At 64.5% G+C, this 25061-nt stretch carries 22 protein-coding genes; 12 read left to right on the top strand and 10 right to left on the bottom strand.

Annotated elements, in window-relative coordinates:
• Window positions 1-202 precede the first annotated feature (202 nt).
• The 7 genes from RT424_RS11345 (at window position 203) to RT424_RS11315 (ending at window position 7801) form a co-directional block, all read left to right on the top strand.
• Window positions 203-1504: a CynX/NimT family MFS transporter gene (locus RT424_RS11345; protein WP_313437859.1), complete on the top strand. Its 1302-nt coding sequence runs from the start codon at window positions 203-205 to the stop codon at window positions 1502-1504.
• A gap of 143 nt (window positions 1505-1647) precedes the next feature.
• Window positions 1648-2850, top strand: a complete 1203-nt coding sequence (locus RT424_RS11340; protein WP_313437857.1) for an aromatic ring-hydroxylating dioxygenase subunit alpha — start codon at window positions 1648-1650, stop codon at window positions 2848-2850.
• Window positions 2851-3070: 220 nt separating this feature from the next.
• A complete protein-coding gene (locus tag RT424_RS11335) occupies window positions 3071-3556 on the top strand; it encodes a VOC family protein (protein WP_313437854.1) in 486 nt (161 codons plus the stop codon).
• Between the two features lie 133 nt (window positions 3557-3689).
• The gene (gene ygiD / locus RT424_RS11330; RefSeq protein WP_313437851.1) at window positions 3690-4472 is read left to right on the top strand and encodes a 4,5-DOPA dioxygenase extradiol; all 783 of its coding nucleotides are present in this window, start codon (window positions 3690-3692) and stop codon (window positions 4470-4472) included.
• A 42-nt stretch (window positions 4473-4514) separates the two neighbouring features.
• On the top strand, window positions 4515-5627 hold the full coding sequence (locus RT424_RS11325; protein WP_313437849.1) for an acetamidase/formamidase family protein: 1113 nt from the start codon (window positions 4515-4517) through the stop codon (window positions 5625-5627).
• Window positions 5628-5700: 73 nt separating this feature from the next.
• The gene (locus tag RT424_RS11320) at window positions 5701-6513 is read left to right on the top strand and encodes a TauD/TfdA family dioxygenase (RefSeq protein ID WP_313437846.1); all 813 of its coding nucleotides are present in this window, start codon (window positions 5701-5703) and stop codon (window positions 6511-6513) included.
• 16 nt (window positions 6514-6529) lie between these two features.
• Window positions 6530-7801: a serine hydrolase domain-containing protein gene (locus RT424_RS11315; protein WP_313437843.1), complete on the top strand. Its 1272-nt coding sequence runs from the start codon at window positions 6530-6532 to the stop codon at window positions 7799-7801.
• A 58-nt stretch (window positions 7802-7859) separates the two neighbouring features.
• Here RT424_RS11315 and RT424_RS11310 read toward each other — a convergent pair whose 3' ends face one another.
• The 6 genes from RT424_RS11310 to RT424_RS11285 form a co-directional block, all read right to left on the bottom strand.
• Window positions 7860-10202 (bottom strand): acetamidase/formamidase family protein, encoded by a 2343-nt coding sequence (locus RT424_RS11310; protein ID WP_313437841.1) that lies wholly within the window; start codon window positions 10200-10202, stop codon window positions 7860-7862.
• A 123-nt stretch (window positions 10203-10325) separates the two neighbouring features.
• Window positions 10326-11711 (bottom strand): peptidase M20, encoded by a 1386-nt coding sequence (locus RT424_RS11305; protein ID WP_313437873.1) that lies wholly within the window; start codon window positions 11709-11711, stop codon window positions 10326-10328.
• Between the two features lie 29 nt (window positions 11712-11740).
• Complete coding sequence (locus RT424_RS11300) at window positions 11741-12979, bottom strand: MFS transporter (RefSeq protein ID WP_313437838.1); 1239 nt, start codon at window positions 12977-12979, stop codon at window positions 11741-11743.
• Between the two features lie 22 nt (window positions 12980-13001).
• Window positions 13002-13682: an isochorismatase family cysteine hydrolase gene (locus RT424_RS11295; protein WP_313437835.1), complete on the bottom strand. Its 681-nt coding sequence runs from the start codon at window positions 13680-13682 to the stop codon at window positions 13002-13004.
• Window positions 13682-14806, bottom strand: coding sequence for an LLM class flavin-dependent oxidoreductase (locus RT424_RS11290; RefSeq protein WP_313437832.1), 1125 nt, complete (start codon window positions 14804-14806; stop codon window positions 13682-13684). Before RT424_RS11290 ends, RT424_RS11295 begins: the two co-directional genes overlap by 1 nt.
• Before the next feature lie 47 nt (window positions 14807-14853).
• The gene (locus RT424_RS11285) at window positions 14854-15825 is read right to left on the bottom strand and encodes a ribokinase (protein ID WP_313437829.1); all 972 of its coding nucleotides are present in this window, start codon (window positions 15823-15825) and stop codon (window positions 14854-14856) included.
• A 214-nt stretch (window positions 15826-16039) separates the two neighbouring features.
• On the opposite strand from RT424_RS11285, the gene RT424_RS11280 reads away from it, so the two are divergent.
• Complete coding sequence (locus RT424_RS11280; RefSeq protein WP_313437826.1) at window positions 16040-16870, top strand: oxidoreductase; 831 nt, start codon at window positions 16040-16042, stop codon at window positions 16868-16870.
• A 408-nt stretch (window positions 16871-17278) separates the two neighbouring features.
• Here RT424_RS11280 and RT424_RS11275 read toward each other — a convergent pair whose 3' ends face one another.
• The 3 genes from RT424_RS11275 to RT424_RS11265 form a co-directional block, all read right to left on the bottom strand.
• Window positions 17279-18373: a TauD/TfdA family dioxygenase gene (locus RT424_RS11275; protein ID WP_313437823.1), complete on the bottom strand. Its 1095-nt coding sequence runs from the start codon at window positions 18371-18373 to the stop codon at window positions 17279-17281.
• 505 nt (window positions 18374-18878) lie between these two features.
• Entirely contained in the window at window positions 18879-19001 is a 123-nt protein-coding gene (locus RT424_RS11270; RefSeq protein ID WP_313437820.1) for a hypothetical protein, read from the bottom strand.
• Entirely contained in the window at window positions 18998-19423 is a 426-nt protein-coding gene (locus RT424_RS11265; protein ID WP_313437817.1) for an SRPBCC family protein, read from the bottom strand. Before RT424_RS11265 ends, RT424_RS11270 begins: the two co-directional genes overlap by 4 nt.
• A 396-nt stretch (window positions 19424-19819) precedes the next feature.
• Between RT424_RS11265 and RT424_RS11260 the strand changes: the two genes are divergently transcribed.
• From RT424_RS11260 to RT424_RS11245, 4 genes are all read left to right on the top strand, one after another.
• Window positions 19820-20071: a hypothetical protein gene (locus RT424_RS11260; protein ID WP_313437814.1), complete on the top strand. Its 252-nt coding sequence runs from the start codon at window positions 19820-19822 to the stop codon at window positions 20069-20071.
• A gap of 189 nt (window positions 20072-20260) precedes the next feature.
• The gene (locus RT424_RS11255; protein WP_313437870.1) at window positions 20261-20782 is read left to right on the top strand and encodes a 2Fe-2S iron-sulfur cluster-binding protein; all 522 of its coding nucleotides are present in this window, start codon (window positions 20261-20263) and stop codon (window positions 20780-20782) included.
• On the top strand, window positions 20779-21765 hold the full coding sequence (locus RT424_RS11250) for a xanthine dehydrogenase family protein subunit M (protein WP_313437811.1): 987 nt from the start codon (window positions 20779-20781) through the stop codon (window positions 21763-21765). Before RT424_RS11255 ends, RT424_RS11250 begins: the two co-directional genes overlap by 4 nt.
• A complete protein-coding gene (locus RT424_RS11245; protein ID WP_313437808.1) occupies window positions 21762-24095 on the top strand; it encodes a xanthine dehydrogenase family protein molybdopterin-binding subunit in 2334 nt (777 codons plus the stop codon). Before RT424_RS11250 ends, RT424_RS11245 begins: the two co-directional genes overlap by 4 nt.
• A gap of 695 nt (window positions 24096-24790) precedes the next feature.
• On the opposite strand, the gene RT424_RS11240 is transcribed toward RT424_RS11245, so the two are convergent.
• Window positions 24791-25018 carry a hypothetical protein gene (locus RT424_RS11240; RefSeq protein WP_313437805.1) on the bottom strand — a complete coding sequence of 76 codons (228 nt, stop codon included), beginning with the start codon at window positions 25016-25018 and terminating at the stop codon, window positions 24791-24793.
• Window positions 25019-25061: the final 43 nt, after the last annotated feature.

The raw sequence follows: 25061 nt of genomic DNA, 5'->3' as shown, positions 1-25061 counted from the left end.
ACCGGTGTAATGCGCGAAACGCGCCGGTCTTGAGGCCAGCGCGTTTCTTGTTGCATCGCAAAAAAAGGGCGTCTCTCCTCTGCGCGGCAGCTTCGATCAATTATCTAGGCGCCGACCATCAAGAGTGTGCAGTCGCAGCATGAGAGCCTGCATGGCGTATGGAACCGGTGATTCTGCCCGGATCGAGCCCGCAGGAGTTGCAATGCCGCGCAGTGTCATGGTCATGTTCGCCGCCTCGCTGGGCTTCTTCTTCGTCACCGCGACCACGTTCACCTCTCTTGGCTACGTGCTCTATTCGATGGCGGGCGAACTCGGCTGGTCCAAGGCCGCCGCCGGCCTCAGCTTCTCGCTGCTGGGCCTGGCCTGCGGTCTGGCGAGCCCGCTGCCCCCGATGCTGATGAAGGTTATCGGCACCCGCATGACGATGTTCGCAGGCTGCCTCGTGCTGGCAGCCGGCTTTTTCATCGCCTCTCAGATCGAGCACCTCTCGCTGTTTTTCGTCGCGACAGCGCTGATGGGCATCGGATTCTCGCTCGTTGCGCCCTCTCCTGCGGTTTATCTTCTGGCCACCTGGTTCCCGCGCACTTCGTCCCGCATGATCGGGTTCTACTTCATGACCGGCGCGGCGGGCGGCATAGCCGGCCCGCTGATCGTCGGCTCGATAGTGGGCTTAACCGGCGACTGGCGCCTGCACTGGATGGTCATGGCGGCCGCCTCGCTGGGGCTGGGCGCGATCTGCCTGCTCTGCATCCGCGATGCCGTGAAAGTAGAGAGCATCGAACAGGTCAAGGGTGCCGGCCACCAGCAGGACGGGGCTCCCGCGGCTTCCACCTGGACCGTGCGCCAGGCGCTGCGCACACCGTCTTTCCTGATCCTGGCCGCGATCATGTCCGTCGTGCAGTTGGTCGTCACCACCACGCATTCCACGCTCGTCTCGCATATCGCCAACCTTGGCGCGGGTGCCGCGCCGGGTGCAATTGCGATGAGCCTGCTGGCCTTCGCCGGAACCGGCGCCAAAGGCTTTACCGGCACGCTCAGCGAACGGATTGATCCGCGCCGCATCCTGGTCGCAGGCCTCTCCTTGCAGGCCGCGGCCATGGCGCTGCTATGGAGCACGGGCGATGTGCTGGTAGCCACCGCCGCCGCCGCCGTGTTCGGTCTCGGATGGGGCATGGCCTGGCTTTCGGCGCACATCCTGCTGCTGCGCTATTTCGGGGCAGCTATTGCGGGAGACATGACCGCGATGGCGACGACGGCGACCACCGTCGCCGTGCTCGGCCCGATTGGCGCCGGACGCCTTGCCGATGTGACCGGCAGCTATGCCCAGGCGATGCTGGTCTTCGCAGTGCTGCTGGCGGGCGCCACGTTGGCCGCCATCATCGCCCTGCGCGCGCCGGCCGCACCGCCGCGCGCAATCGGCGAAAGCCATGACGGCCGCCCCGCTCTTGCCGGTATCGTGGCTGCCGAAGCGCTCGAGGAAGGCGAGCTCCAGCCAGCCGAATGAAACCCACAGCGCGGTTCGGGCAAAGTGCCAAAAGTCCCGGCGTCCAGTGCAAAGAGCCCGCACCGCCCGCCCGCTAGTCTGCCCGAATTGACCGAGGACGCCGACAGGGTTCTCTGGGTTCGCATGAGACGGGAAGGGCAGGAATGACCATACTCAACGACCAGTTCTTCGACAGCCTGGCAAGCTCCACGCTCGACACGCTGGAAGCCGAAACGCTTCCCGCCGCCTGCTATACCGACGAGGAATTCCACGCGTTCGAAAAAGCCGCTCTGTTCGAACATGAATGGCTCTGCGTTGGGCGCGCGGAATGGCTGGAAGAGCCGGGCGACTTCTTTACCGTCACCCGTGCCGACGAGCCCATCATCGTTTCGAGGACGCGCGGCGGATCGATCAAGGCGCTCTCGGCGGTGTGCCAGCACCGGGCCATGCTGGTCGCCGAAGGCCACGGCAACGCGCGCGCCTTCGTCTGCCCCTATCATCACTGGACCTACGACCTCGACGGCACGCTCGTAGGTGCACCGGCCATGAGCCGCACCTGCAACTTCGACAAGAAAAGCGCTGCGCTGCCCGAGATTCGTCATGAGATCTGGCATGGCTTCATCTTCATCAATCTCGATGCCGAGGCCGCCCCACTCGCCCCGCGACTTGCCGGCGTGGAAGATGTCGTCGCCAACTACGCGTTTGAGGACCTGCGCGGCCCGCGTCCCGAAGAGCCCACGATCTTCCCCTGGAACTGGAAGGTCATGCTGGAAAACAACAACGACGGCTATCACGCCAGCCGCCTCCATGCCGGGCCGCTGCACGACTTCATCCCCAGCGGGCTCGCAAGCTTTCCCGAAGTGCCCGCCGACTCTGCCGGATATTATCGACTGAACGGCACGCTCCACAAGAATGCAGCCTTCAATGCCACGCAGAAGGCGGTTTTTCCGGTGTTTCCGAAGTTGACCGAGGAGGAGCAGAATCGCCTGCTGTTCGTGAACCTGCCGCCCAGCCTTTCGCTGGTCGTGCTGAACGACACCGTGCTCTACCTGATCATGGATCCGCGGACCGCCGGCAGCCACGCGCTCACCATAGGAACGCTGATGGTGCCCGAGGCCCTGGACGATCCCCTTTACGAGCTGAAGATGAAGATGAACGACACAGCGGTCGAAGAAATCGTCGGCCAGGATTTCCACGTCGACGAACTCGTCCAGCAAGGCCTGCGTTCCAGGTTCGCACCACGCGGACGCTACTCCTGGCAAGAGGGCGCCCAGCGATTGCTCAATGTCTGGCTGGTCGATCGCTATCGCGCCGAATGGGATCGCCGCCGAGGCCCTTCCGCACCGGTCACGCGCCTTCACGCCTGACTTAACAGCTGACTTGGCGGCTGCACCGCCCACCGTTCCCGACGGCTGCGGCGTCCGACTTCGGTCGGGCGCCGCCTTTTTTATTCGTCGCGGCCGCGGCACGGCCACGTCGCGGCGGCGCTCGAAATCAAGGATTCGTGCGCCCTGTGCCGCGCATGCAAACTACGCACCGCTACGCCTTGGAGCGCAAGTTCATCTGGTACCAAGGGAGCCCCGCGCAATGACCAACACGCTCATCTTCGTCGACCTCGCAACCGACGATCCCGCCAAGGCGGGCGAGTTCTACGCCGAAGTCTTCGGTTGGGAAAACGATGCCCGGCCCCACGGGATCTACCATCGCATGGTTCCCGGAGGCTTTTTCCAGCACAAGGACGGCACCGACAGCCAGATCGGCAACCTTCACCTCGGCATTTTCGACGCGAACAATGCCCGCCCTCATCCGCAGCCCGAGGGCGTTGAGCCACGAACACTGGCGAACGACGGCCGTAAAGCTCGAATCTGGGTACTGGTCTCGGACGACGACAGCCCCGAACGCATCCTTTCCGCTGCGGAGAAACTGGGCGGACGGGTGCTCTGGCGCGATCATTACTGGGCCGAATTCAATGGCTACAACCACGCATTCGCCGATCCCTGGGGCAACGAGATCGTCCTGTGGGGCAAAGCTGGCGAAAATGCCGTGGTCCCGGAAAACTACACCAAGGAATGAAGACGCTTACGGGCTGCCGCGTCGGCGGCAGCCCTGCGCGAAGCTCGCAACAAGTTCTTGTGCGCTTGTCCGCAAGACCATGCTTCCTCGCTGTCCCTAGATTCAAGCCTTAAGCACAACGGAGAATACGCGAATGAGCCGTCTTCCGATCGTCTTCTACGGTCACGGCAGCCCGATGGTGGCGCTGGAAAAAAGCGACGTGACCCGCAGTTGGAACGTGGTCGCCGGCCGCATTGGCAAGCCGCGCGCGATCCTGTGCATCTCGGCCCATTGGCAGACGCCTGGCACCGCCGTGACGGCTATGCCGCAGCCTCGCACGATCCACGACTTCGGCGCATTCCCGCAGGCGCTGTTCGATGTGCAGTACCCCGCGCCTGGCGACCCGGAACTGGCAGAGCGCATACGCGAACTGCTGAGCCCTATGCCGGTGAAGCTGGACGCCAACTGGGGCCTCGACCACGGCACCTGGTCGGTCCTGGTACACGCCTATCCCGAGGCCGACGTGCCGGTGATCCAGCTCGGCATGGATCTGGGCAAAAGCGCCTCCGAACACTGGCTGGTCGGCCGAATGCTGCGCCCGCTACGCGACGAAGGCGTGCTGATAATGGGCACCGGCAACATCGTCCACAATCTGCCGGCAATGGACTGGTCCAATCCGCTCGCCACGCCTTACCCCTGGGCCGAGCAATTCAATTCCACGATGTGCAAGGCCATCGCCGAGGACAATCCCTCAGTCGTGATCGACTATGCAGCGCTGGGCGAGGCAGCGCGTCTTTCGGTGCCCAGCCAGGATCATTTCCTGCCGTTGCTCTACGTGCTCGGCGCGCGCCACGAAAACGAGGCCGCCGAGTTCGCGCCCCACTTCATCCAGCATAAGTCGCTCAGCATGACGAGCGTGCTCATCGGCGCGGAATAAACGCGCCATTTTACCGATTTTCCCTGCGTAACAGGAGTTTCGATGGCACTGATCAGCCTTAAGCCCGCGCTCGAGAAGGAAACCGTCCAGCCCAGCGCGCTGCACCAGCTCCGGGCGACGCCGGAGACCGTGCATTGGGGGTATTTCTCGCCCGAGATCAAGCCAGCGCTGACCGTAAAGAGCGGCGATCTGATCATGGCGCAGGCCGTGACGCACCACGCGGGCGACGATCCGGACCTGATGTTCGACGAGGACATCCGCCGCATCTTCACCGAGATCGATCCGGCCACGCGCGCGCCGGGATGCCATATCATGACCGGGCCGATCTACGTGGAAGGCGCCGAGCCGGGCGACATGCTGGAGGTGCGCTACTTCCAGATGAAGCCACGCTTCAACTACGGCTCCAACCTGGCGGCCAACTGGGGCCATCTCTATGAGGAATTCGGCCAAACCGAGCGCGTGACGATCTACAAGCTCGATCCCACCGCCAACACTGCCGCCGCGCTCTACGCCTATGACGTGGAGGAGAAGTACGTCGTGCCGGGCCGCATCACCCATTGCCCCGAATGCGATCGCTCGACCGCGCTGCCCGGCATCACCATCCCGGCGCGTCCCCACCTCGGCACCGCCGGCGTGGCACCCGCCGTCAACGACCCGGTAAGCACCATCCCCCCCGGCCTCCATGGCGGCAATATCGACAACTGGCGCATCGGCGCGGGTGCGACGATGTACTATCCGGTGCAAGTCAAGGGCGGCCTGTTCTCGATCGGCGACCCTCACGTTTCGCAAGGCGACGGCGAGATCAGCGGAACCGCGATCGAAGCCTCCCTGGACGTGCTGTTCCAGATCGTGCTGCGCAAGGATTTCTCCTTCCCCTCACCGCTGTTGGAGACGCCGGACTGCTGGATCGTCCACGGCTTCGGGGAAAACCTGGACGTCGCGATGAAGTCGGCGTCGATGGACATGCTGCACTTATTGACCGAGCACCAGGGCCTGTCCCGCAACGACGGCTACTCGTTGATGAGCGTCGCCGCCGATTTTGGCGTGACGCAAGTGGTGGACGGTACCCAAGGCATCCACTGCCGGATCGAGCGCCGCATCTTCCCCCACAAGGGCAGCGTGGCAGATCCGGCCGGTAGGAACTTGGAAGACTGAAAAGAACCTTCGGTGTCGGGCGGATCCGTCCGGCACCCGATACTCAGAAGCGTTACTCTGGAGCCGCCGAGAAATGGGGTATGAATTGATCAACGTGCGCCCGATGACCAAGCGCATCGGCGCGGAAATCTTCGGCGTGGACCTCACCCAGCCACTCGGAAATCAGGCCTTCGCGGAAATCCACGATGCGCTGATGAAGCACCAGGTGGTGTTCTTCCGCGACCAGCCCATGGACCACAACGCCCACAAGGCATTGGGCCGCGCCTTTGGGCGGCTGGCCATCCATTCCGGCGTCGCTGGCCTGCCCGATCACCCCGAGATCGTGGCCATCCATGCCGACGAAAACTCGAAGTTCGTTGCGGGGGAGAACTGGCACTCGGATCTTTCCGCCGATGCCGAGCCGCCGATGGGTTCGATCCTCACCCTCCATACCCTGCCCGACGACGGTGGCGACACGCTGTTCGCCAGCATGTACGCGGCTTACGACGCGCTTTCGCCGGCCATGAAAGCCTTCCTCGATCCGCTGACCGCCGTTCACGACGCCAATCCCGTCTACAAGGCGATCTTCCCGGATTCGACCAAGACCTATCCGTGCAATGCGCACCCGGTCATCCGCACCCATCCGGTGACAGGGCGCAAGCTGCTCTTCGTGAACTCCTCCTACACCACCAGGATCAACGGGTTGTCCGCCCCCGAGAGCAAGGCAGTGCTCGATTTCCTGTTCGAACACGTGAAGGACGCCAATTTCCACGTCCGCTTCCGCTGGGAAAAGCACTCGGTCGCGTTCTGGGACAATCGCTGCACGCAGCACTTCGCGGTGTGGGATTACTTTCCCGAGGTTCGCTCCGGCTATCGGGTCACGGTGGCAGGCGACAAACCGTACTGAGAGCAGGGTCGTTTCGATGAAGCCATGCCATCTGATTGCTGCCTCGGCACTTGCCCTCACGAGCCCGGCGGCGGCAACCGCGCCTGTGCCGCCCGCCAGCGCGGCGGCACAGGCGCTTCGTTCCGAACTGGAGAGCATGGTGGCGGCTGGGGAATTGCCGCAGGCGCTGGTACTGGTGGAACAGAACGGCAAGCCGCTGATCCGCATCTCCACCGGATACGCCGATGTCGAAACCCGCAAACCCATCACCGATGACGCAATCTTCCGGCTCTACTCGATGTCGAAGCCGATCACCTCCATCGGCGTGCTCATGCTTGCAGAGCAGGGCAAGCTCTCGCTTGCCGATCCTGTCGCCAGGTATCTGCCCGAAATGGCCGACCTGCGGGTGTGGGACGGCACCGCCCGCGGTCCCGCGACAACAGTGTCTGCGGAGCGTCCCGTCACCATCGCGGACCTGCTGCTCCACCGCTCGGGACTTACTTATGAGTTCATGGGCGATACTCCGGTCCAGCGCTGGTACCGGGAGCACGGGGTAGCACGCACAACCGCCGTCGCCAGCACCAAGGTGCAGATCGCGCCGGCCGCCACGCTTGGCCAACTGGTAGAACGGCTCGGCAAGGCACCACTCCTTCACCAGCCGGGCGCCCGGTTCAGCTACGGCTTCTCGACCACGGTGCTGGGCGCCGTGATCGAGCGCGCCTCCGGGCAGAGCCTTGAGGTCTTCCTCCAGAAACGCATCCTCGATCCGCTGGAAATGAAGGACACGACCTTCGTCCTCAGCGATACCCAAGCGCCCCGCCTCGTCACCGGCTACCTCGCCACGGCCAAGGGTCTGAAGGCGGTGGATCGTCCCGAGACTTCCGAATACCGCGATCCAGAACGCCTGCGCGATGGCGGCGGCGCTTTGGCCGGAACGCTGGAGGACTATCGCCACTTCGCGGAAATGCTCGCTGGGGGCGGCACGTGGCACGGTCGGCGCCTGCTCCGGGCCGAGACGCTCGCGGCGCTCTATACTCCGCATCTGCGCACCGGCGGCGGCGAAGCCCTCGACGCGCCGTTCGGCTACGGTCTGGCGATCGGCGATGCCGGCACCGAAGCGCGTGGCGGCCTGCCGGAAGGCGCGGGGAGTTGGTCGGGCTCGGCCAACACTTACTTCTTCGCCGATCCGAAGCACCGCGTGGTGGCGATCGTGATGACCAATGAATTGACGCCCGGCCCCTTCGAGGTCCGCACCTGGCGTCTGCGCAAAGCCGTCAATCGCGCCGCTCTGGCGGTCATCCGTCGTTGATCATGCGCGAAGGAAAGCCGGACGCGGATCGCCGCAGCGGCCCGACCTGATCGCGACCTCAGCTCGTGAACAGCGCTTTGCGGATCACCGCGTGGACCCCGAAATTGCCGTTGACCACTTGGCTCACGCCGAAGTCCACGCCCACTGACAACAACGAAATCGCCTCATCCTCTGTGAGCTGCTTCGCAGTCATCAGGAACCGGCGCGCCTTGCGGAAAGCGTCGCGCATGGCGGCGTCGATCGAGGACTGCTTGTAGACCTCGCTCTGCGCGTCCTCGCCCAGCTCCTTGAGATAGTCGGGATGACTGAAACCCATGACGACCCATTCCGTCTCGGTCTCGATCAGCGGATAGTCCACGTCCTTGAGCTGCTCCATCAGTCCTGCCGCCTTGTGGTGGATGATCTGGACGAGCCCGGTCATCGAGCATTCGATAGCGGTGCCGCAAAGCTCGCTGTCGCCTTGCGAGGCATGGGGATCGCCGATCGACAGCAGCGCACCGGGAACCTGCACCGGCAGGAACACCCGCGCGCCTGGCCCGGTACGCCAATTGTCGAGATTGCCGCCGAAGCTCGCGGGCGGCACCGAATCGACGAGCCCGTTATGAGCGGGGGCGACCGCGATCACGCCGAAATGCGGACGTATCGGAATTTCGACGTTGCGCAGCACATCGTAATTGCGCTCGATGGTCTCGGGATCGACCGGCACGCCGGGATAGTCGTAGCGCGCGTGAGTAACGCCCGAAGGATCGACCTGCGGCGTCCATCGGTAAGAATAGACCGCATGGGCAGTCGGCAGGCGCCCGCCCGCGGCTTCGACTTCGTAGATGGTCACCACCTCGCGCTGTTTCGGCTCGGTCAGCAGGTCGTTGTAGTGGAAGCCCCAATAAGTCGCCGCGTTCGAGCCGAAGCATTTTCCCGCAAAGCGCGGATTGCCGCTTGGCCTGGGCTTGAGATCGAGGATGCGCACTTCGATCAGATCCCCAGGCACCGCGCCTTCGACGTGGATCGGGCCGGTGCAGATGTGGACGCCGAAGCCCTCGCCCGGCCCCCGCCCCAGCGCGCTTGCATCCATTGGCCCCGCCCCGCGCCGGTCAACCGCCTTGCCGGTCTCGTCCCAGCGATAGACGCTCTCGATGCCGGGGTCGCCCTCGACCATGCGCTCGTGATCGTCGTTGGCATGATGAGTCAGCGCCTCGATTGTCACGAAGTCACCCGACCGGATATGGAGCGCAGGCTTCAGGTCCTTGCTGAAGTGGCCCCAGTGGATCGTCTCGGGGGTGGCAGGAAGATGATGGTGCCGCGAGATACCGGTATCACCGAGCACTGCCGGTCCTATCGGCTGATCCGAACGCTCTGCCGCCGCCTCGGCATCGGCTGACAGATCCGGCTCGTTCTCCGCCTCCACGGGCTTCATGCGGTCCTTGCGCGCGGGACGGCCCCGGCGCAGCAGCTCGACCGCTTCCTGCTCCTGCGGAGGTGCCTTGCGGTACTCGCGCGGGGATATGCCGTATTGCTCGCGAAAGGCGCGGCTGAAAGAGGCACTGTCGTTGAAACCCCATTCGAACAGGATATCGGAAATCGACTTCTGGACGTGGAGCGGACTGCGCAGGTCCAGTCGGCAGCGTTCGAGCCTGCGCACTTTTACATAGTGGCCAAAACTGTCGTTGATCGATTCAAACAGCTTCTGCAGGTAGCGCGGCGAGATGCCGTGCTCGGCGGCGACCTGCTGATAGCTGAGGTCCGGGTCCGACAGGCGAATCTCGATGGTCTGGAATATCCTTTCCAGCAGTGCGGCGCGCATCCCCGCCGCGCCGCCCATGGCCTTGGCGGGGGCGTTGTCGAGCAGGCTTGTGACGAGAAACTCGGGAAACGCCAGTTCCACCGGACGCGCCTGGTCGATGGTGATGTCCGAGATCGTGTCCGCCAGCGAGCGCAACATGCCCGAGAACACGCGTGCCGCGCCGCTGTCGGTCGCGATCTTGCGCGGGGGGCCGCTGATCGGGGTCTTGAGCCGGGCGCTGAGTTCGCTGTGCGGAACCTGGACGATCAGGCTGCGGTTGTCGCCTGTGAAGGCAAGGTGGACCGGGCTGTCCCCGCGCCCGCAGATCATCTCGCCGTCGGAAAGGCGCAGCTCCTGCCCGGCATCGCGCACCGTGGCGCTGCCATCCAGCACCATGGCCAGCCAGTAGGTGGCGGGCTGGTCGCGGAAGTCTATCGTCCAGGATTGGGGTGTTCCAGTGACGCGGATGAAGTCGATCCCGGTGCTGGCACGGAACTGGATGAGTTCGCCGTAAAGTGCGGCATCGTCCGCCTCATCGAGCGTCAGCGACAACCGCTTGAGCGCAAAACGCCAGGCGTCGCGCCGCTGTTCCTTGGGATAGACGTTCGTCGTTATACGCAAGCGAGGACCACCTTGAAACGGGTGGCACCCTTCCCGGACGGGCGACAATTATTCTGACCTTGGCGACCTTTATAACGAAGGTCTATCGGCCAGATCGATGCCGGGCAAGGGTGCGGAGGAGGCCTATTCGAAAGGCGTCTCGTTACCGTACACACTGGTTCCGGTCTCTGCCGTCGGCGCCGGCCCCCGACCGCAGACCGCCAGCATGGTGAGCGCATAGACCAGTGCGCTGGAGGCCATGTCCTGTCCCGTCGGGCGCCAGCGTGGCATGCCGGTGGTGACGGCGGGCACGCGGTGCATGTTGAACACGTTATGGTCGCGCCACATGCTGGAATAGACCGGGTGGGCAGGCTCCACCGCCGCACCGCGCGCCAGCCGGGTCGCGGCATCAACGGCACCTACCAGCGGCGCAACTTCGGGGGGCCGTGCCTCAAAGCCGTGGCGCACGACCATCGGCTCCACGTCGAAGGCGTCCACGTCCACGCCGCGCATGGCCTCCATGATGCCGTGCCAGGCATCGGCAGCCTTCTGTCGCGGGTTCAGCGAGACGTCGATATAGAGCGCGCAGACTTCGGTGCCCGCACCGAAATCGATCGGCATGCCGCCGCGAACCGAGGCAATCTGGACTTTGGGATGGATCGCGCCGCTCGCGGTCTCCATCATCGAATCGCGCTCGAACTTCAGCCCCCAGGCGTGAAGCGCATCGATCACCGGGCCGAGCCGGTAGATCGGATTCGGGTGACGGCGCGGATCGGCAGGCGCGTCGAGGATCGGCGAGAATACCCCCTGTCCGAAGATCCGCACGCGGTAGAGCGCATAGCCGCAGCCCTGCCAGGTCAGACCGAAGTCGGTGCCCTCGGCGGCAATCGCATAGTCCGGTGCGACGCCCCCGTGGTGGAACAAGTAATGCGCGCCGATATCCTTGCCGTTCCAGCCGATGCCTGAGAATTCCTCGATCGGTTCGGGTCCGATCTCGCCGGGGCAGGCGGTGAGCCAGGTCTTGCCAGCAAGGCCGATGCCTGCCTTGCGCAGTGCCTTGGCGGCGATCAGGAAACAGGACATCGGCCCGCGATCGTTGCTGACCGGATAGCCGCGCAGACGCCCCTCCTCGTCCAGCCAGCACCGGGTCCATTCGGGATCTGCCAGGGTGGAATCGCGGTAGCGGAACTTATCATGCTCCGGCATGCCGCTCGGAGATTCGGTGTCGAGATGCGCGGTGAAGAGCAGGTTCGCACCGCGCGCACCTCCGCCATATTCGCCGATGACATTGGGCCTTTCCGGGGTGGCACCGGCCTTGCGCGGCTTGAAGCCCTCCTTCGCCATCCAGTCGTGGACAAACTCCGCTGCAGCCAGTTCCTCGCGCGAACGGCTGGGAATGTTGCCCAGAGTCAGCGCCAGTTCCACCAGCTCATCGGTGTCGATGGCTGCGGCGATGGCGTCGCGCTCATCCTCGCTGACGGCATAGGGCGCCTTCCCGGGATCGGCGAAAGCAGGGACAGGATCAGGCATGTCGGCCAAGGTCTCAGGCTCCATAAGAATCAGTGGCCGACCGCGAAGAGCGCGTCGCTCTCGGCCTCGCGGCCGTAACGCGGCAGCAGCGTCAGCAGCAGCGCCCCTGCCAGCAGCGCCGCCCCGACGCCGACCAGCGCCGGGCGATAGGAATGGCGCGCATCGAACACCAGGTCGAGCAGGATCGGCGTCGTCCCCTGCGCAGCGATCACCGCGGAATACATGGCGCCGATCACCGAGCCGAAATGCCGGGTGCCGAAATAGCGGGCGATGAAATAGGGCAGCGCCCCGAACTGGCCGCCCAGCCCCACACCCAGCAAAGCCCCGCCCAGGACCAGGAACGGCATGCCCTGCGCGGTTTCGAGCAAAATCAGCCCCAGCACCGCCATGAGGTACATCGGCACGGCTACACGGGGCGTGGGTATCCGATCCATGATGCGCCCGGTGGCGATCTGCCAGCCCGACGTCACTAGCGCGAAGACGCTGACCACCGCCGTGCCCGTAGCCACCGAGAAGCCCCGATCGGAGAGGATCGGCACGACATGGCTGAACACCGCCGTGGTGCCGCCTGCTCCGGCTGCGAGTGCGATCAGGATCAGCCAGAACATCGGCGTCTGCGCCGCCTCGCCCAGAGTCATACCCTCGCGCGCTGTCCCGGCATCGGTGCCGCCCGCGCTCGCACGGTCTCGCAGCAACACGAAGAGCAGCGGCAGCGCGACCACCAGCATGAAACCGGCAATGCCGAGATAGCCCGCGCGCCAGCCCCAGGTCTGCACCAGCACGGCGGAGAGCACCGGCAGCACTACCGAGCCGATCCCACAGCCGCCGCCCGCGCTGATGCCGAGCGCGGTGCCGCGATTCTCGTCAAACCAGTCGGCGATCACCTTCTGGAAGATCGGGGTCCCCGCCATCGCCCCGAATACCGCAAGCACGGTGAAAGTCGCATAGAACTGCACGAGGCTGCCGCTCGTCAGTGCCAGTGCAGCAATCGAGAGCGCGAGGCCGGAAGTGCCGACCAGCAGCGTCGTGCGCGCGCCCGCCTTGTCGATATGGCGCCCAATCAGCGGATAGGCCACCGCGCCGACCAGCGCGAGAATGCCCAGCACGCCAGACACGCTCGCCCGGCTCCAGCCGAAAGCCTCGGTCAGTGGCACCAGGAACAAGCCGAAGACGGCATGGACGGCCGGCGTCACGCTCACCGAATTGCCGAGCGTACAGGCGAACAGCACGCCGCTCTTCGATCCGCGCGGAGACAGGTTCACGGGCATCGACGGCAACTCCTTACTGGATTCAGATGCTCGATTCAGGTGTCTGCGCCCTCTCCCAGGCGGCTTCGACAGCCTCGGTGGTGGTTAGCAGCACACAGTTTTTTTCCATCGCCGAGAGCGAGCTTTCGTGAAGCCCGGGCTCGTAGGCCGCGCAGGCATCGGAGACGAGAAACACGTTGTAATCGTGATGGAAGGCCGAACGCGCGGTCTGGTCCACGCAGCAATCGGTAGAGAGGCCGCAGATCACCACCGTCTCGATCCCCCTCGCCCGCAGCCGGGCGTCGAAATCGGTGCCGTGGAAGCTGTCGTAGAGCAGCTTGGCGATTTCGACATCGCCCGGCTCGGGGAAAATGCGGTAGTAGTCCGCGCCGCCGTTCTCGACGCGGCAAATCGCCTCGCCCCCCGGATGACCGCGCCGCGCCATCAGCGTTCTCAGCGCGCGCGAATCCGTTTCGGGACTGGTAACGACGCGCATCAACGCTACCGTCGCTCCGGCGCCGCGCGCTGCCGCCACCAGCTTCTCGCAATTGTCGATCGCGCGCTCCGCAGGCGAAAGATCTACGCCGTAGCGACCCAGTAGCCCGTGCGGCGCGGCGAAATCGACCTGGATATCGACGACGACCAGTGCCGTCGTCGCCGGGTCGATCATCGGAGCCAGCCCCGCTTGACCGACGTGGGGAAGGTCCTCTGCGCGCAGCGGCATCAGCTCGCCACCGGTGCCGCGATCTTGCCGGGGAACCGCTCGCGCAAGACCGGTAGGATCTCTGCGCCAAACACTGGCAGACTCTTGATGTAATCGTCGAAGATCAACATCAGCCCGTCGGTGCCCGAAGCCTCCAGCAGGTCGCCGAGCTGCTCGGTCACGCTCTTCGCGCTGCCGACGATCTGCGCCGACATGAACGAGCTGCGCGCCTTGCGGGTGAAGTCATTTTCTTTGCCGATCTCGGCGTCGAGGAAGCCGTAGGCGCGCATCATGCCCGCCAGTGCCCCTTCGTCGAGACCCGCCGCGTAAAGCTCCGCGCGGCTCTTCGCTGCCGCATCGCTCTCGTCGATCACCAGTGTCATCATGGAATAGGTCCGGATGTTGCGGCCATATTCGGCGGCAATGGACTTTGCACGATCGCTGTTCTTCGCAAGCTCCGCGCCTGTGCCGCCAGAGAGGAAGATCGCGTCCATCTCCTCCGAAGTAAGCCGCATACCGATATCGGACGACCCCGCGCAGACCAGGAACGGGCGCTGCTCCGGCTTGGGCCAGGATTCGCAATCGTCGAGGCTGAAATAGTCGCCTTTCATGGTGACCGAATCTTCGCTCCACAGCGCCTTCACCGCACGAACCCATTCGTAAGCGAGATCGTAGCGCTGATCGTGATTCACGTCTTCGGGCCAGGCACCCATCTGCGTGAACTCGCCCTTATAGGAACCGGTGACCACGTTGAGGCCGGCGCGGCCGCCGCTCACCTGTTGGAGCGTCGCCATCATCTTGGCCGCCACCGCCGGGTTCTGGAGCAAGGTATGCAGCGTGGTGACGATCCGGGTCTTCCGCGTCACTTCGCTAAGCGCCGCCATCAGCACGAGCGGATCGAGCGAGGAATCCCAGTGCTTCGTATCGCCGCCATAGCCGCGAAACTTCGACATCGACATGATGAAGTCCAGGCCCGCCTGCTCCGCCAGCAGCGCGCACTGGCGGTTGTAGGCGTAGGAACCGTCCAGTTCGGGCTTGTTCCTCGACAGGATCCAGCCGCCGTTGGCCACCGGCAGGAACAGACCGAGGTCCTTGCCGCCATTGTCCGAGGGTAATCCGAAGGGCGTCATGGGAAACTGGTTCATCGTGTCCTCTTGTGACCGGGCAGATCGGAGCCGGACTGCTTGATGAATCAGCTTAAGGAAGCGGCCGAGGGCTTCTTGATCGGTAGCGCATATTCTGTTGCGGGCCTGTCCGTAGAGGAAGGGCGGACAAGATCCTCCACCGCCTCGCGCGTGGGCATCGCGGGCGCTGCCCCCTGCCCCAGCGTGCAGAGCGCGGCGGCGGCCGTGGCATAAGGCAACGCGTCTTCCAAGCAGCGGCCTTCGTCGAGAAGAGCCGCCAGCGCGCCGCAGAAGCAGTCTCCCGCGCCTATGGTATCGACGGGTATCACCGGCAGCGAAGGAACGTGAAGATGCCGATCGGCCCACACCGCCAGAGCGCCCGCCGCGCCGAGCGTGACGATGGCGGCCTGCCCTTCGCGGAACAACAGGCCGCGCGCGGCCCCCGCAATGACGGCCATGTCGTCGTTCCCCTGCACCGCATCGAGGCCGAGAAACGCCGCCATTTCGTGCTGGTTCACGATCAGCAGGTCGACGTGCTCGAACAGCGTCTTGCCTTCGACTACCGCCGGAGCGCCGTTCAGAATGCGGATCGCCTTCGACTTCGTGAAGATCGGCAGCAGCGCCGCAACCGGCACTTCGAGCTGGGCGAGCAGCACCCCTTCGCTGACCGGTAGGGAATCGCGCAGGAAGGCATTGGCGCCGGGCACGACGATGATCTGGTTCTCACCGTGCGCATCCACAGCGATATAGGCGGTGCCGGTGTCCACACCAGGCAGCACGGCGACGCCGCCGACATCAATCCCGTCCGCTCTGAGTCGCGAGAGCATCCAGCTACCGGCATCGCCCTCGCCAACGGCGCCGACCATGTAGGTCTCAGCGCCCATTCTCGACGCTGCTACCGCCTGATTTGCACCCTTGCCGCCGGGCAGCCGGGCCGTAGCCGAGGCCAACACCGTTTCGCCCGGCCGAGGGAGATGCTCCAGCGAGGTGATGATATCGAGATTGATCGAACCGAAGATGTGAACTGCCAAAGCTGTCACCCTAATTTGGCGCCATTTGTTTCGCGCCCTCAGTTTTTCAGGGGCTGCATGGCACTCCCGACGAGGTCAAGCACGACCCGGCTGCGTGCGCGCTGCCGCAACAATTGCGGTTACCAGCGCAAAGAGCGTGCCTCGGCCCTTCCCCTAGTCTGATGCTTGACGGGGACCGAACCGGCCCCGGAAGCCACACTCCCAATCCGAAGGGAAACGAAGCATGACGAACTGGCTCATCACCGGCATCGGCGGCGGCCTCGGCCGCGCCGTGGCTCAAGCGGCGCTGGCGCGCGGAGACGTGGTGGTAGGCACGACCCGTAGCGCGGAAGATACCGCCTTCACTTCGCTGGCACCGGGCCGTGCCCATGTCCTGACCGTAGACCTCACCAACGAGGCGTCGGTTCAGGCCGCCGTCGCCGCAGCCGCAGACCTGACTGGCGGGATCGACCGGCTGATCAACAATGCCGGTTACGGGCTGGTCGGCGCCGTCGAGGAAGTCTCCATCGACGAGGCGAAGGCGCTATTCGATATCAACCTGTTCGGTGCCGTCCGGATGATTCAGGCCCTACTCCCCGCCATGCGCGCACGACGGGCCGGACATATCGTCAACGTGACTTCGGTTTCGGGCCATGCGCCGTGGTCTGGCACCGGCATCTACGGCGCCACTAAATATGCGCTCGAATGCGTCGGGCAGACCCTGGCGCAGGAAGTGGCGCCGCTGGGCATCCGTGTGACCAATGTGGCCCCCGGCGGCTTCCGCACCGGCTTCGCCGCGTCGGGTCTCAAGATTGCTGCAAGGGACATCGCCGACTACGAGGACGGCGCTCATTTCGCGCGCCGTAGCCTGACTGAGGGCGCGGGTGCGGAAAAGGGCGATCCTGCGCGCGGAGCCAAGGCGATCCTTGCCGCGCTGGATTCGGCCGAACCGCCGCTGCACCTGTTCCTCGGCGAGGACGCGCTGCACTACGCCCGCGATCAGGTCGCCTTCGTTGGCAGGCAAATGGACGAATGGGAAGCGCTGTCACTCTCTACCGCCTTCGAACCAGCCTGATGCATCCCCTGCGCCTCCCGTGACGGGAGGCGCGGCTAAAACACTGTCTCTGGATCAGTCTTGCACGCCGCACCCACGTCGTGATCGACATGCAAACCATTTTAACGGCCGAGGACGAGATCTTCGCCAACGAAAACGCCCGCGCCGCGATTGTGCGGATCATCGGCCTCGCTGGCCGGCCGCGCTGCGGGCCGCTGGTGATCTGGACACGCCAGACTGTGAGCGACGATACGCATTGGCCATGCCCCCCGGTAACACGAAGTGTCGGACCCTGCCGTCGCCCGCGGGGTCGCAAACATCCGCGCGGGCATGCCGACGCACGCGGCTCCTATGCAGATTACCTGCGAGCACGGTGATCCGGTTCTCTAAAGATATCGTTCGGCATCGTGTGCGGCCCTGGGAACTCCTTCAACTCGTCAGGCGGGGCACAGAGACCGAAAACACGTCGAAACGCGCGTCAGGATGCTCGTCTTGCCCATCACGCGGCGCTTGGCGGACCTGCACAACTCCGCTCTTACCAAACCCGCTGACCACCGGCCGGCCCGCATCCCGGCTCAACCATAGGCGCAGAAGGTGGCGCTTGCGCTGTGGTTCCGGCCAGTCCCAGAACGTAGTACGGGCATGCAGCGCGGCATAGTTGGAAAGCCACTGGATATCACCGGGACGGAAATCCATTTCGATGGCCATTCCCTCTTCATAAGTGATCGTGTCGAAGAGTTCGAGCACTTCAATCTGCTCCGAACTGAGCTTGGGCACGCCTGCGTACTCTTGAGCCGTCAATATGTAGAGCGAGCCCGCATACATCGAGAATACGCCGTCAACCAAGCTGACGATCGGCGACGTATAAGTGTCCGCAGGCGCATTGTGGTCCTGTCGGCGCCAATCCCAATGGAAAGGCTCAAGCAGGAGCGGCGCCAAGTCCGGACGGCGGCGCAGGATCTCGTTATAGATTTCCGCACCGGAGACGAGGCAGGATAGGCCACCCTCCTTGGCAGGGCGCAGACACAAGAGCGCGACGATGTCCGAACTATCGGAATGATAAACCAGCTTGTCCCGCACCTTGGAAGAAAGCGCGGTCGGATCGTCCATAGTCTTGTCGCTGGTGGCGTAAACGTGATCGATCAAATCGCCCATCTCGTTCTGACGAATGGGATCGCCCATGTGTAGTCCTAGAATGTAGTAAATTGCGCTGGATAATGCGTCTGAATAAAGCTCGGTACGCAGGCCGCGCACGAGGACGAAGCCGCGGCCATAATCGACATCTTCGCCCCAAGACTTCACAGCATCGAGACAAGAGACCAAAGGATAGTCACGGGCGGAAACGGTACGCAGGTCGGGGTTTTCGGACAGAAAGCGCGCGCCCAGCGACTCGAGCTCTTTCACCTGCGTTTCGGAGAGCCTGTAAATCCACTCGGAGGTATGGGCCAAGCCATCGCCGCGCCAGGCTGCCGCCGTGGTCACGGGCGGAACAGGCTTCAGCGAGGTGGTTGTGGAACTTGCCATGCCTTTTGGTCCTTCGTTTAGCGCCGGTCTTTGATCGGAGGCGCTGCTGTCTGGTTGCAGATAACGTTAGGCCGAAGATCACTGGCAGACTTGTCCCGCGATGTCCGAAAGCTTTTCCGTCCGCGAACTTCCTCGCCAACTCAGCCGACCGCAGCGCTCACAGCGCTGCGTGAGCTTATAGGGAATTTCCGGCCCCCTCGGCGGCCGCTCCGATTTGGAAAGGGCTTAGGCGATCACCATTGACTGAGAATGCCACTAACCTACCGAAATGCTAAGGTTCGCTTTGCGAGATTTGGTTCGATCGCGGCAACGACACAATCTTGAACGATCCCCGCGGACGTTTGCAGGCTACGGAGAGGCGTCCGCGGGGTCTTCCAGCCATAGGGGTCGGAACCGATCATCGGCTCGCCGTCGTCACCGAACAGGCAGTGACAGCGCGGTCGCGAGGCCCCCGCGATGCCCGACAAGGTGAGGGCATGCGCAGGCCGCCGCAGTTCCTCTCGCCCTAAAGGCGCACGACTTGAGGGACGATCCTGGATGAACCCGTGCGCCGCTCCTCGACATCTCGCGCCTCGGCCGGGTCGACGCCCTCGTCGGGGTCGGCATCCACCTCGGAGTTGGCAGTCACGGCTGATCGCTCCCGGCAGGCTCGCGGCTTTCCAGCAGCTGCCTGAGCGTGGCGAGATCCTTCTCGACCATCGCGGCGTCCTGATCGAAATCCCCGTCGCTCATGCCCGGCTGTCGGAACAGCGTGAACACAACCTGGGTCCCCGTCCCGTTCTCGACCATCCGCAACGGGATATGGATCACGGGCTTGCCGGGCAGCATCACCCAGTGGTCGAGCACGCCGAAACCGTTGGCAGGGCTGAACCTGACCGTGGCCTCTCCCAGCGGGGTCTCGGCCCGCCATTCGCCGCCATCGCGGTGGAGCGAGGTCGACATGCCTGCAGCCCATTTCAGGAAGTTTTCGGGTCGGCTGGCAAAGGCGTAGGCCTCTTCCATCGGGCAATCCACGGCGATGCCGATCAGGCGTGCTTCGAGAACCGTCATCGCGCAACTCCTTCTGCCGGTCGATAACCCGCGAACGGGCGAGGAGTTCTCATCGGCCTTTCCGACTAGGCGAGCCAGTGCTGGGCCGGGTCCGGGCGCATACGAAACAGCTGGGAGCGCGGCTTATTGGTGCGGTGACACTTTGCACGGGAGCGTGCACGCCATGGCCGACTTCGATCTCTACTATTGACCCGTCCCGTTTCGCGGGCAGTCCATCCACGAAATCCTCGCTTATGCCGGGAAGAGCTGGACGGAGCACGACAGCGACGAAATCGGCGAACTCACGGCCCTCGTTCGCGCTGATCTGCCGGTCCCCTTTATGGGGCCGCCGGTCCTCGTAGACAACGCGAGCGCATTCGCATTCGCATTCGTGACCGTGCGTGCTGCGCCAAGGTCGTGAACGATAAGAACGACGTGCTGGACGAACTGACGCTGGATGGCGGGCGTGAGATGTGGACCCTGCGGGGGCCCGACGATGCGGGAGTTGCAGATATCGTTACAGGCGTACGCTACTCGACGGTGGCCGACCGCTTCGAAGAGATCGCTGCGCGTCTTGTGAATACCGCGCCTCGGGTGACCGCCCTGACCCGGCGGAGGCAGGCAAACCCGCGACTGGCTCGACCGGCCGGGGACAGCCACGCGAAATAAGATGACGCCTATTGCGGCGGCGAGATCGAGAAATCACTGCGCATCGTCACGACCTGATGTCCAGCTCGCCATCGTACCGCCGCACGCACTGGTCCGATGAGCGCCAGCCGGGCACCAATCGCATTCGGGAAGGTTGTTCAGGTGCGAGGCAGCGCCACGTCGGGCATGCCTGATGCGAGAGGTTCACGCATGTCCATGACCGTCAACGGCGAGGCCGCCGAAATTCCGCGCGACCCGCGTGTCTCGCTTCTGGATTTCCTGCGCGAGCACCTGCACCTTTCCGGGACCAAAAAAGGCTGCGATCAGGGCGCCTGCGGTGCCTGCACCGTGCTTGTCGACGGAGAGCGCGTGCTGTCCTGCCTGTCGCTGGCCGTCCAGTACGAAGGACGATCGGTGACAACGATCGAAGGGCTGGGGCAACCTGGCAACCTGCACCCGTTGCAGCAGGCGTTCGTCGAGCATGACGGTTTCCAGTGTGGCTACTGCACGCCAGGGCAGATTTGCTCAGCGGTGGGCATGGCGGCGGAGATTGCGCGCGGCGTGCCGAGCCATGTCACCGCCGACCTTTCCGACTGTGACATCGATCTCAGCCGCGACGAGCTTCGCGAGAGGATGAGCGGCAATCTCTGCCGGTGCGGCGCCTACAACGGCATCGTGGCGGCCATCGCCGAAACCTATTCGCAGGAAACTCTTGTGGAGGCGGCCGAATGAACCCCTTCACCTATACGCGCACCGCCGATACCTCCGATGCCGTCCGACAGGGCAGCGCCGCCGGCGCGAAGTATCTGGGCGGCGGCACCAACCTCGTCGATCTGATGCGCGAGACGATTGAGCGGCCGGAAATCCTCGTCGATGTCACCGGACTCTCGCACGGGATCAAGGAACTGGACGGCGGCGGCCTGCTGATCGGCGCCGCCGTGCGCAATACCGCGCTGGCCGAGCACCGGCTGGTGCGCCAGCGCTACCCCTCGCTCACCCGCGCCATCGTTTCAGGCGCCAGCCCGCAGATTCGCAACATGGCGACCGTGGGCGGCAACGTCCTCCAGCGGACCCGCTGCGCCTACTTCTATGACGAGGCGGGGTCGCGCTGCAATAAGCGGCGTCCGGGCTCGGGCTGCGACGCGATCGATGGCTTCAACCGCAATCATGCGATCCTCGGCGCATCGGCATTGTGCTTGGCGGTGCATCCTTCCGACATGTGCGTGGCGCTCGCCGCGTTGGATGCCGTGGTCCATCTGCGCGGCGAGGAAGGGGCACGGCAAATCGCGCTGGCCGACCTCCACCGCCTGCCGGGCGATCGGCCAGACATCGAGACGATGCTGGAGCCGGGCGAACTCATCACCGCCATCGAACTGCCGCCGCTGTCTCCGCCCGCCCGCTCGACCTACCGCAAGGTGCGCGACCGTTCGAGCTACGCCTTCGCGCTGGTCTCGGTCGCGGCCGTGCTTGAAGTCGAGGCCGGGCTTGTCCGCGACGTGCGGATCGCGCTTGGCGGAGTGGCGCACAAGCCGTGGCGCGCAGCGCGGGCCGAGGCGGTACTGCGCGGAGGTCCGGCGGCGTCGCTGGCCTTCGCGACGGCGGCCGACACCGAGCTTGCCGAGGCACGGTCGCTGTCGGGCAACGGCTTCAAGATCGAACTCGCGCGCCGGACCATGGTCGCCGTGCTTGAGGAACTTGCGGGAGAGATCGCATGAGCATCATCGGCGGCGCCAAGCAGGCGATACAGGGCGCAGTTCAGGGCGTCATGGCGAAGGCGGTGGCGCTCGCCCCCGATAGCTGGATTCCGGGGGGCGAGCCCGATCCCCTGATCCGGGAGCGCTACGGGCATGTCGGCAAGCCGCTGTCGCGGATCGACGGCCCGCTCAAGGTGTCCGGGCAGGCGCGCTTTGCGGCGGAATTCCCTATGGATGGAATGGTCTATGCCGCGCTGGTCTTCAGCACCATCGCCAAGGGCCGCATCGCCGCCATCGACACCGCGCCTGCCGAGGCCGCGCCGGGCGTCGTCGCAGTGATGGACCATCGCAATGCCCCGCGCCTCGCGCTGCCGCCGGTGTTCATGTCCGCTCCCAAGGCGGCGGGTGGAGACGACCTACCGATCATGCAGGGCGACGACATCCGCTGGAACGGCGAGCCGGTAGCGGTCGTCCTCGCCGGGACGCAGGAGGAGGCAACCCATGCGGCCTCGCTGATCCGCGTGACGTACGAGGAAGCGCCTGCGCTCACCTCCTTCGCCGAGGCACGGGGGCGAGGCACCCGGCCTGCGATGTTCATGGGTCAGCCCCTGCACGACGAGCGCGGCGATGCGGAAGCGGCACTGGCGCAGGCCGAAGTGCGCGTCGATGCTACTTACCTGACGCCGCGCCACAACCATAACGCGATCGAACTGCACGGCGTCACCGCCGCGTGGCAGAGCGACGTGCTGCGCATCCACGACGCCTCGCAACTCGTCGCGCATACCGCCTGGTCGATCGGGCAGATGTTCGGCATGCCCGAAGAGAAGGTCGTCATCACTTCGCCCTTCGTGGGCGGCGGGTTCGGCGGCAAATGCCTGTGGCAGCATCAGGTTCTCGCGGCCATGGCAGCGAAGGTGACGGGCCGTCCGGTGCGCCTCGTGCTGTCGCGCGAGGGGGTCTATCGCGTGGTCGGGGGCCGCTCGCCGACCGAACAGCGAGTCGCGCTCGGGGCGGATCGCGAGGGAAAGCTCAAGGCGCTGATCCATACCGGCGTAACCATCAAGACCGCGACCAACGCGATGCCCGAGCCGTTCATCCTGCCGACGCGCAGCGCCTATGCTTCGGAGACGCTGAAGCTCGATGTGCAGATAGTGGAACTGGACATGCTGGCAAACACCTTCATGCGCGCGCCGGGGGAGTCGGTCGGCACGTTCGCGCTGGAAAGCGCGATGGACGAACTGGCCGAGGCGCTCGGCATCGACCCGATCGAACTGCGCATCCGCAACGAGCCAGAGAAGGATCCGGCCACGGGCCTGCCGTTCTCCTCCCGCCACATCGTAAAGGCATGGCGCGATGGCGCGCAGCGCTTCGGCTGGGCCCGGCGTGATCCGCGCCCGGGGATGCGGAGGGAAGGAGAATGGCTCGTCGGCATGGGCTGCGCCACCGGGACTTATCCTTATTACCGTATGCCCGGGGGCGCCGCGCGGATCACCCTCACGCGCGAGGGTCGAGCAATCATCGACATTGCCGCGCACGAGATGGGCATGGGCACTGCGACCGCGCAGACGCAGGTCACGGCCGAGCGCCTCGGGTTGCCGCTCGACTGGGTGACGTTCAACTATGGCGATTCCACCCTGCCAGGCGTCGTCCTTGCAGGCGGATCGCAGCAGACCGCGGCGATCGGCGCGGCGGTCGGTGCCGCGCACCGTGAACTGGTGAAAGCGCTGCTCAAGCTTGCCGGCAACGATTCCCCGCTGGCGGGGCTTGGCCCGGACGAGGTAGTCAGCCGGGAGGAAGGACTGTGCGAGGCCGACGGGCCCGCGAGGCACGAAAGCTACGCCTCCATCCTCGCGCGTGCCGGGCAGGACATGGTCAGCGTGGAGGCCGAGGGGCCGCCGCCGCTGGAGACGATGCACTGGTCAATGCACAGCCACGCCGCGATGTTCTGCGAAGTGCGTGTTAACGCGGTGACCGGCGAGCCGCGCGTCAGCCGCTTCCTCGGCTCGTTCGATTGCGGGCGCATCCTCAACCCCAAGACGGCGACCAGCCAGTTTCGTGGCGGGATAATCATGGGTCTGGGCCTCGCGTTGATGGAGGAGGCGCAGTTCGACGAGCGCAAGGGGCGGGTGATGAACCCCAGCCTGTCGGAATACCATGTGCCGGTTCAAATGGACGTGCCGGAGATCGACGTGATCTGGACCGACCTCCCGGACCCCCACGCTCCAATGGGCGCGCGCGGCATCGGCGAAATCGGCATCACAGGTACCGGCGCCGCCGTCGCCAACGCGATTTACAACGCGACCGGCAAGCGTGTCCGCGACCTGCCCATCACGCTCGACAAGCTGCTTTGAGGCTGGCGATCATGGTACACGGAAGTTCAACGATGATGCGGACCCTATGAAACCTCTCGATCTGGTGCGCGAATGACATCATCGGGCAGTGGCGACATCACTACAGCCGCGGATGCTGCCAAGAATACTCAAGGGCTTCGGTTTTTACGGAGCTACAGTTACAGCAGTAGCGTCATCTCGGTGGAGCAGGCGCAGTATACGATCGCTAACATTCCCTTGCCCCACCGTCGAAGCATGTGGGCAATACCGGACTGTTCTAAAACCTAGGCGGGTTCGAGGTAACGTATCGCCTAACGGGCACTTTTGCCCTATTCGATCCAAGTCGGCGACCGGTATTTCCTAATCTTCAACAAGGGCGACGATTTCTTCGTCGTGCGATTTCGGTATGAAGGGGCCGTTATGCGGCCTGCGTTTCACCTTCAAGGCTCGCAATAGCCGACGGATGAGCGGATCGTCCGTACCTAAGGATCGAAAATTGACATCTGAGCGTCGGCAATGGGTCGGTTCCGCTAGAGGGGAACGCCGTGCCGTGGGACATTTTGCTCGGTCCGGTCTGGAGCGCTTGAGTGAGACAAGCGGACGTCTCGAGCACGGTGTTCGCGCACCTTTGGAAGCAGATCGACTTTACGGGCACCTTGGCGGCAGCCCGCGGTCAAGCTCGGTCGCACATGCCCAGGTAAATCGGCTCGGCCGCTTCAGCAAACGAGCATCCTTTTATCAAATGAAAATGCATTGAGGCGCCGAAGCGGTTGCCCGTCAATGAGGGCCAAACTGTTCCGCCACGCCTTGCGGCGCAGGTCACCGAAGAAATTCTCCAGATTCTGAGCGGACCATCGTGCGGCGTCGACACTGTCGTACATCGCCAGATTGGCGCCCTCACCAGAAAATGGCGACATCAGATTTGCTGCGGCACCGATCAGCATTACTCGGGGTACGTGGTTCCAGCGGAAACCAGCCGGCAGGGCG

It is taken from the genome of Novosphingobium sp. (assembly GCF_032093395.1).
Lineage (GTDB): Bacteria > Pseudomonadota > Alphaproteobacteria > Sphingomonadales > Sphingomonadaceae > Novosphingobium.
Note: the sequence above shows the minus strand (reverse complement) of the source record. Positions and strands in the feature narration are given on the sequence as shown.